The 7,049-nt window shown below is 35.4% G+C and carries 9 protein-coding genes; 8 read left to right on the top strand and 1 reads right to left on the bottom strand.

Translation table 11 applies throughout. The annotated features are described in order from the left end of the window. Window positions 1-185: 185 nt before the first annotated feature. Window positions 186-749 carry an alkyl hydroperoxide reductase subunit C gene (ahpC, locus tag HMPREF9225_RS01260; RefSeq protein ID WP_008901104.1) on the bottom strand — a complete coding sequence of 188 codons (564 nt, stop codon included), beginning with the start codon at window positions 747-749 and terminating at the stop codon, window positions 186-188. A gap of 331 nt (window positions 750-1,080) precedes the next feature. Here ahpC and selD point away from each other — a divergent pair, with 331 nt between their 5' ends. The 8 genes from selD to HMPREF9225_RS01220 all read left to right on the top strand — a co-directional run bounded on the left by selD (window position 1,081) and on the right by HMPREF9225_RS01220 (window position 6,872). After that, complete coding sequence (gene selD / locus HMPREF9225_RS01255) at window positions 1,081-2,082, top strand: selenide, water dikinase SelD (protein WP_008901103.1); 1,002 nt, start codon at window positions 1,081-1,083, stop codon at window positions 2,080-2,082. Further along, window positions 2,082-2,669, top strand: a complete 588-nt coding sequence (gene yedF / locus HMPREF9225_RS01250; RefSeq protein ID WP_008901102.1) for a sulfurtransferase-like selenium metabolism protein YedF — start codon at window positions 2,082-2,084, stop codon at window positions 2,667-2,669. The genes selD and yedF overlap by 1 nt, the downstream gene beginning before the upstream one ends. A 1-nt stretch (window position 2,670) precedes the next feature. Next, window positions 2,671-2,946: a putative Se/S carrier protein gene (locus HMPREF9225_RS01245; protein WP_008901101.1), complete on the top strand. Its 276-nt coding sequence runs from the start codon at window positions 2,671-2,673 to the stop codon at window positions 2,944-2,946. 139 nt (window positions 2,947-3,085) lie between these two features. Next, a complete protein-coding gene (locus tag HMPREF9225_RS01240; RefSeq protein ID WP_008901100.1) occupies window positions 3,086-4,204 on the top strand; it encodes an aminotransferase class V-fold PLP-dependent enzyme in 1,119 nt (372 codons plus the stop codon). Then, window positions 4,197-5,063, top strand: coding sequence for a DMT family transporter (locus HMPREF9225_RS01235; RefSeq protein WP_008901099.1), 867 nt, complete (start codon window positions 4,197-4,199; stop codon window positions 5,061-5,063). The genes HMPREF9225_RS01240 and HMPREF9225_RS01235 overlap by 8 nt, the downstream gene beginning before the upstream one ends. After that, a complete protein-coding gene (locus HMPREF9225_RS01230; RefSeq protein WP_008901098.1) occupies window positions 5,056-5,397 on the top strand; it encodes a CidA/LrgA family protein in 342 nt (113 codons plus the stop codon). The genes HMPREF9225_RS01235 and HMPREF9225_RS01230 overlap by 8 nt, the downstream gene beginning before the upstream one ends. Then, window positions 5,394-6,071 carry an LrgB family protein gene (locus tag HMPREF9225_RS01225; protein ID WP_008901097.1) on the top strand — a complete coding sequence of 226 codons (678 nt, stop codon included), beginning with the start codon at window positions 5,394-5,396 and terminating at the stop codon, window positions 6,069-6,071. The genes HMPREF9225_RS01230 and HMPREF9225_RS01225 overlap by 4 nt, the downstream gene beginning before the upstream one ends. Before the next feature lie 36 nt (window positions 6,072-6,107). After that, the gene (locus tag HMPREF9225_RS01220; protein WP_008901096.1) at window positions 6,108-6,872 is read left to right on the top strand and encodes an NADPH-dependent oxidoreductase; all 765 of its coding nucleotides are present in this window, start codon (window positions 6,108-6,110) and stop codon (window positions 6,870-6,872) included. Window positions 6,873-7,049: the final 177 nt, after the last annotated feature.

The following is a 7,049-nucleotide window of genomic DNA, read 5'->3' as shown; positions in this document are numbered from 1 at the left end:
TTTGAAGAAGAAAGAATGAGGTTTGGTTATGCGTAAGATATTTATTAATATTGCTTTTCCTAATGCTTCACGCGAAACAATAAAAAACAAATGCTATCCGGATAGCATCAAAAATAAAAACCTCATGCTATCTGTATAGCATCAAAAAATAAAAAATCGGTGTCGAAACACCGAAATTTTATTTATTAAAGTTTTCCTACTAGATCGATTCCTGGGCTTAGGGTTTCGTCTCCTTCTTCCCAGTTTGCTGGACATACTTGATCGCCGTGATCGTGTACGAATTGTGCTGCTTTTACTTTTCTTAATAATTCTTTTGCAGATCTTCCGATTCCTGGTGAATGGATTTCGTATGCTACGATTTCTCCTTCAGGGCTTATTACGAAGCTTCCTCTTAGTGCTTGTCCTTCTTCTGGAATTAGTACTCCAAACATTTTTGAAAGTTCAAAGTTTCTATCTGATACCATTGGGTATTCAACTTTTGATACTCTATCTGAATGATCTTTCCATGCTTTGTGTACGAATTCAGAGTCTGTTGACACTGCGTATACTTCACATCCTGCTGCTTTAAAATTCTTATAATTATTTTGAAGATCTTCTAACTCTGTTGGGCATACGAATGTGAAGTCACCTGGATAGAAGAAGAATACTGACCATTTGCCTTCTAAATCTTTGGCTGTCAATTCTTCAAAGTGGCTTCCTACTAGTACTGGAGATTTAAAATCTTCAACCTTAAATCCGATTAAATTCATTTTATCACCTCTTAATAATTTTAATAAGTTTTATCACTTATAAATAAATTATAACACAAAGAAAATAAATTTGAAAATTATTTTCAATAATATAAATTTCTTTTCAAATTTACAAATGCAAATTATAATCGAAATTTTTGATTTTTCAGTCATAATTATATAAAACTACATTTCAATTTTTAGAATTAAGTAACATTTGCTTATCAAAACATTCCTATTATTTACAAATATACTTACAATTAAAAATTTTTAAAAAAATATTTAAGAATTTTTTAAAAGTTTAATCTTTTTATTTTTCTCTGTGGTAAAATAAAGAAAAGGATGTGATTTTTTGAAACTAGAAGTATGTGGAGGTTGCAACGCGAAGATCGGCGCTGAAAACCTTGACGAAATTTTAAAATCTTTAGATATATATAAGAGACCGGAAATTATTGTTGGTTTCGAAGGCAAGGATGATGGTGCTGTCATAAAACTTACAGATGATATTGCCATCATAAATACTTTGGACTTTTTCCCTGCAATGGTGGAAGAACCTGCAACTTTCGGCGAAATCGCAGCTGCCAATGCTCTTTCTGACATCTATGCTATGGGCGGCGAAGTTATCTCTGCTCTTAACATCGTATGTTTTCCTGAAGAGGAAGATTCTTCTATTCTTCAAGAAATTCTGCAAGGTGGAGCTAGAAAGGTGAAGGAAGCTGAAGGTTCTCTAATCGGTGGTCACAGCATCCACGACAAGAGAATCAAGTACGGCATGAGCGTAACCGGTGTGGTTCATCCTGACAAGATTTGGAAGAATACAGGCTCTAAGGTTGGAGACGAAATCTTCATCACAAAGAAGCTAGGAGTTTCTCTAATCTGTGGTGGATATCTTCAAGGGGAAGTGGACAAATCTTGCTACGAAGAAGCTAAGGAGTCCATGGTTACTTTAAATAAATATGCGGCAGATATTTTAAGAAAATTTAATCCTACTTCTGTTACTGACGTGACAGGTTTTGGATTTTTGGGCCATTTAAAAGAAATGGTTGAAGGCAAGGGCGCTCTTATCTACAAGGACCAAGTTCCTATGATTAGCGGTGCACTTAAGGCTGCTGGTGACTTCCTATTTACTGCGGGAGGTCAAAGGAATAGAAATTCATTGAAGAACGATGTTAAATTCGACTTCGATGATTTCAGATATGAAGAAGTTCTTTTCGACCCTCAAACTTCTGGAGGACTTATGTTTACCCTTGATCCAGCTGATTCACAAGAAGTTATGCGTGAATTTAGAGATAAGGGAGTCTTCCTAAAGAGAGTGGGAGTTATTACTGATAAAAATATTATAGAGGTGAAATAATGAAAACTATTGATGCTATGGGACTTGCATGTCCAAGACCAGTTATTCTTTCTAAGAAATTGATTTCTGAAGAAAGTCCAGAAGAATTTGAAGTTAAGGTTGACAATTTTATTGCTACTGAAAACCTTGCGAAGATGGCTCACGAAATGGGCTACAAAACTGAAATGACAGAACATTCAAAGGAAAGCTACACTGTTGTATTTAAAAAAGATCCATCTATTGAAATTAAACACGAAGATGGTCCTCATTACAGCGACGAATACATGGTAGTTATTTCTTCTGAAATGATGGGCGGCGGAGACGAAGATTTCGCTAAGAAACTTCTCGAAGGTTTTATCTACGCTCTTTCTGAACAAGAAGTGGCTCCTAAGGTAATTGTATTCTACAACGGCGGAGTTCATATTCCTACTTTGTGGGAAAATTCTATAAAGGACCTTAAGTTCATCGAATCTCGCGGTACAGAAATATTCTCCTGCGGACTTTGCCTTGAACACTACGGACTAAAAGAAAAGGTTCAAGTTGGATCTATTACAAATATGTACAAGATCGTTGAACTTATGGGCAAGTACAAGGTGGTGAAACCTTAATTTGGAATTTGTACTTTATACTTTTGAAAGCACCAGCTTTGCAGAAGCTTGCAAGATCGAGGTACAGTCCCATGATGTCGATGCAAGACTTGTGCCGGTTTTCGGCGCAATAAAAGCGGGCTGTGGACTAATGCTTAAGAGTCCATTTGAAAATCTTGAAAAAATAAATGAAATCATAGAAAAGAATGATTTAAAAATCGATGGCATTTACAAAGCTACCTATTCAATAGACAAGGGTTGTGCTTTTAAACCGCCTACAATTGAAGTTATTAAGTAATTATAGGAGGGCTATGCCTTCCTATTTTTATATTTAAAATATTTGAGATAACTTTAGTTTAATCTTCTATTAAAGTTTTTATTAATGCAGAAATCTGCTAAAATATAATTATTAACACTTAATTCGGAAAGGAGTTATTATGATTTATTTTGACAACGGCGCCACTACGCTTATAAAACCTGAGTCAGTTTTAAAAGAAATAGTTGACGATTTCAATAAAATGGGAAATCCATCCCGCGGATCATATACGGCAAGCGAATACTCAATGGATAAAGTCTATGGAACTAGACAAAAGGTTGCTAAACTTTTTAGCGTTAGTCCGATGGACGTTGCATTTACCTACAATATAACCACGAGTTTAAACCTTGTTTTAAAATCTCTTCTAACCAAAGAAGACCACGTTATAACCACAATTCTTGAACACAACTCAGTTCTCCGCCCTCTATACCAATTGGAAGATAAGGGAATGGGACTTTCATTTGTGGACGTGGATGAAAATTTCGATTTGAAACTGGAAATGTTAGAAGAACTTCTACAAAAAAATACAAAGGCGGTAGTCATAACACACGCATCTAACGTAATCGGAAACGTGACAGACTTAGAAAGAGTCTATGAATTTACGAAGAAACACGGACTTATGCTCATCATTGACGGAGCTCAGGGTGCTGGAGCGGTGGAACTAGACCTATCTAAATTTACAAATACCATCTACTGCTTCACCGGTCACAAATGCCTTTACGGTCCAACAGGGACAGGCGGAATCATAAAACTTGGAGATTTTAATTTTCATCCAGTATTTTCTGGAGGATCAGGATTTAGATCCTTCGAAAGAGAAACTCCGAGCGTATTTCCGGATGTATTTGAATATGGAACCATAAATAGTGGAGGCATCGCGGCACTAGGAGCGGGCATCGACTATGTAATGAGTAAGGACACCTACAAAATTTTAAGGGAACTAAAAGATTATCTCTACGAATCCATGAAGACCATAAAAGGCATAAAAATCTATGGATCATTTGGAGAAAATCATCTTCCTACACTTTCATTTAACATAGGAGATAATCCTTCAGGAGAAGTTTCAAGAGTTTTATTTGAACAGCTTGAACTTTGCTCAAGACCTGGCAGCCACTGCGCACCGCTGGTACACAAGAAGGCAGGTACAGTAGATCAAGGTATGGTTAGATTTAGCCTTTCCACTTTTAACACAAAAGAAGAAATAGATACAGTAGTAGAATTTTTAAGGAGTATAGTTGAATAGTTTAAAAAAAGCGAAGAATCTAGGTCCTATCTATATGATAGCATCTTCATTCTTCTTTGCATTAATGGCGGTATTTATAAGGTATACAAAAGATTTACCCACCTTTGAACAGGTAGTATTTAGAAACTTTGTAATATCCATTTTGATGTTTTTATTAATTGTAAAAGAAAAAAGAACACATGAGATGAAAGTAAAAGATGGGAAGAAGGAAATATTTTATAGATCTCTCTTTGGATTTATAGGAATGGTATGTAATTTCTATGCTGTAAAATATCTGAACATAGCAGACTCATCAGCAATAGGAAAACTTAGCCCATTTTTTGTAATGATATTTGCGGCATTACTTCTAGGAGAAAAACTAGAGAAACATTCGATAGTCGCAATTATTCTATCCATCTTAGGAATGCTATTGGTAGTAAAACCAAAATTCGATGGATCTATGGTTCCATCGCTAGTTGCGGTAGCTGGAGCAGTAAGTGCAGGACTTGCAATGGCTATGCTTTCAGCGGTAGGCAAGAAGGTAAGAGGAGAAGTAATAATTCTTTACTTCGGAATATTTTCGACATTAGCCTGCTTTCCATTCTTAGTTGGAAACTTTGTAATTCCAAATGGAACTGAGATACTAAATCTTCTAATGATAGGAGTATCCGCTGGTTTTGGACAATTTTTCTTGACCTTAGCATATAAATCGGGCAAGGCATCAGAAATTGCAATTTACAACTTCTCTCAAATAATATTTTCCATATTTATAGGATACTTTTTATTTAGTGAGAAGACGGACCTAATAAGTCTTACAGGTATGGCAATAATAATCCTAAGTGCCTACTATAATTATAAAAGGAGCATAGTATATGATTGAAGGATTTGCAATAATAATGGCGGTGCTTCTAGCGGGAGATTTTTTTAATAAAATTTTGAAAGTTCCGCTTCCGGCGCCAGTAATAGGGTTAATTCTCTTAGTCCTATTACTACAAAGTAAAATAATAAAAGAAAAGAAAATAGAAAAGGCGGCAGAATTTCTCTTGGCAAACATGGTAATAGCATTTATACCAGGAATGGTAAAGGTGAAGGAAATATATCCGCAGATTAAAACAGAAGTTATAGGAATCATGGCAACTTGTATTATCTCAACCTTCATAATAAATGTAGTGACAGCGAAAGTTGCAGATGCATTAATAAGGAGGAAGAAATGAAATTTATAAGTACAGAAATATTTGGATTTACCATTACCATCTGCATATTTTTTGTAGTGACAAGATCTCTTAAAAATGTGAAGTTTCCACTACTAAATCCGCTTCTAATCTCTGCGATATTAATCATGGCAATAAACCATGTTTTAAAAATTCCATACGAACAGTACAACGCAGGAGGATCAATCCTCACATTCTTCATAGCACCAGCAACAGTGGCGCTCGGACTTCCACTATATAGAAAGAGAGATCTACTAAAAAAATATAAGTTTGAAATTTTGATATCCATAATAGTAGGAACTTGCGTCGGACTAGGATCAGTGTATGGACTTTCCAAGCTATTTGGGCTAAATAGAGAAACATTTCTAAGTCTACTTCCAAAACAAACAACCACAGCCATCGGATCAGAAGTATCCTTACAGATAGGAGGAATAGTTCCACTGACCATAGCATCCATAGTAGTAGCAGGAATAACTGGAGTAATGACCAAGGAACTCATCCACAAAGGACTAAAGATTGAAACAGACGAAGCCATGGGACTAGCATTAGGAACAGGAAGCCACGTCTTTGGAACCAACAAGGCGATGGAACATTCGGAAGTTGCAGGAGCGATGGCATCCCTAGCCACATGTCTATGCGGACTACTGACAGCGATAATTCTATCTATTATTTATTAGAAGATAATAGAAAACTCAGAAAGAAAAGAGGTAAGTATGAACGAAACCATAAAAACACAACTTAGCCACAGAACCATAAGAAAATTTGAAAATAGACCAGTAGAAAAAGAAGTGCTGGACACACTTTTGGAAGTAGTAAATAGAACAGCATCAAGCACCGGCATGCAAAACTCTTCTATTATAAGAGTGACAGACAAAGACTTAAGAGAAAAGATTTACGAAATCTCCACACAAAAATATTTGCTAGATGTACCAGAGCTTTGGATCTTCGTAGTAGATACACTTAGAAATGATAGAATCGCAAGAGAAAATGGATTTGAACCAAAGACCTCAGGAGACATGGACAAATTCTTCCAAGGATTTACCGATGCAACATTGGCAATACAAAACCTAACAGTGGCAATAGAATCAATGGGAATGGGAGCAGTATACTTCGGATCTATCTTAAATAACATGGGTAAATTAGTAGAAGCTTTAAAACTTCCAAAATTGGTATTCCCAGTACTAGGAATAGGATTTGGATATACAAAAGAAGAGCCACAACTAAAACCAAGAATGCCAATGGAACTTAAATTCTTCGAAAATGAATACAAAATACTTCCATCATATAAAGAGGCGATAAAAGAATACGACGAAGAAATGACAAACTACTACGACCTAAGAGAAAATGGTAAGAGAAGTGACACCTTTAGTGAACAAGTAGTAGCAAGGCTAAAACCAGAAATAGAAGTCAAGAGAAATGTAGCAGACATACTAGAATTACAAGGCTTTAACCTAAGACTAGGAAGAGAAAAGAAATAAATTTATAAATTTTTTAAAAAAGTTGTTGACAAGAATATACAAAGTTTGTATACTAGTAAAGTCGACCTTGTCTAAGACATTGATCTTCCCTTTAAACTTTAAAAAATTTTAAAAAATTTGAAAAATGTCCTTGACAAGAGTTCGATTTTAATATATACTAAATAAGCTGTCACAAAA

The sequence above is a fragment of the Peptoniphilus duerdenii ATCC BAA-1640 genome (assembly GCF_000146345.1).
Lineage (GTDB): Bacteria > Bacillota > Clostridia > Tissierellales > Peptoniphilaceae > Peptoniphilus_B > Peptoniphilus_B duerdenii.
The sequence above is the reverse complement of the archived record's forward strand: the minus strand, read 5'-3'. Positions and strand labels throughout refer to the sequence as shown.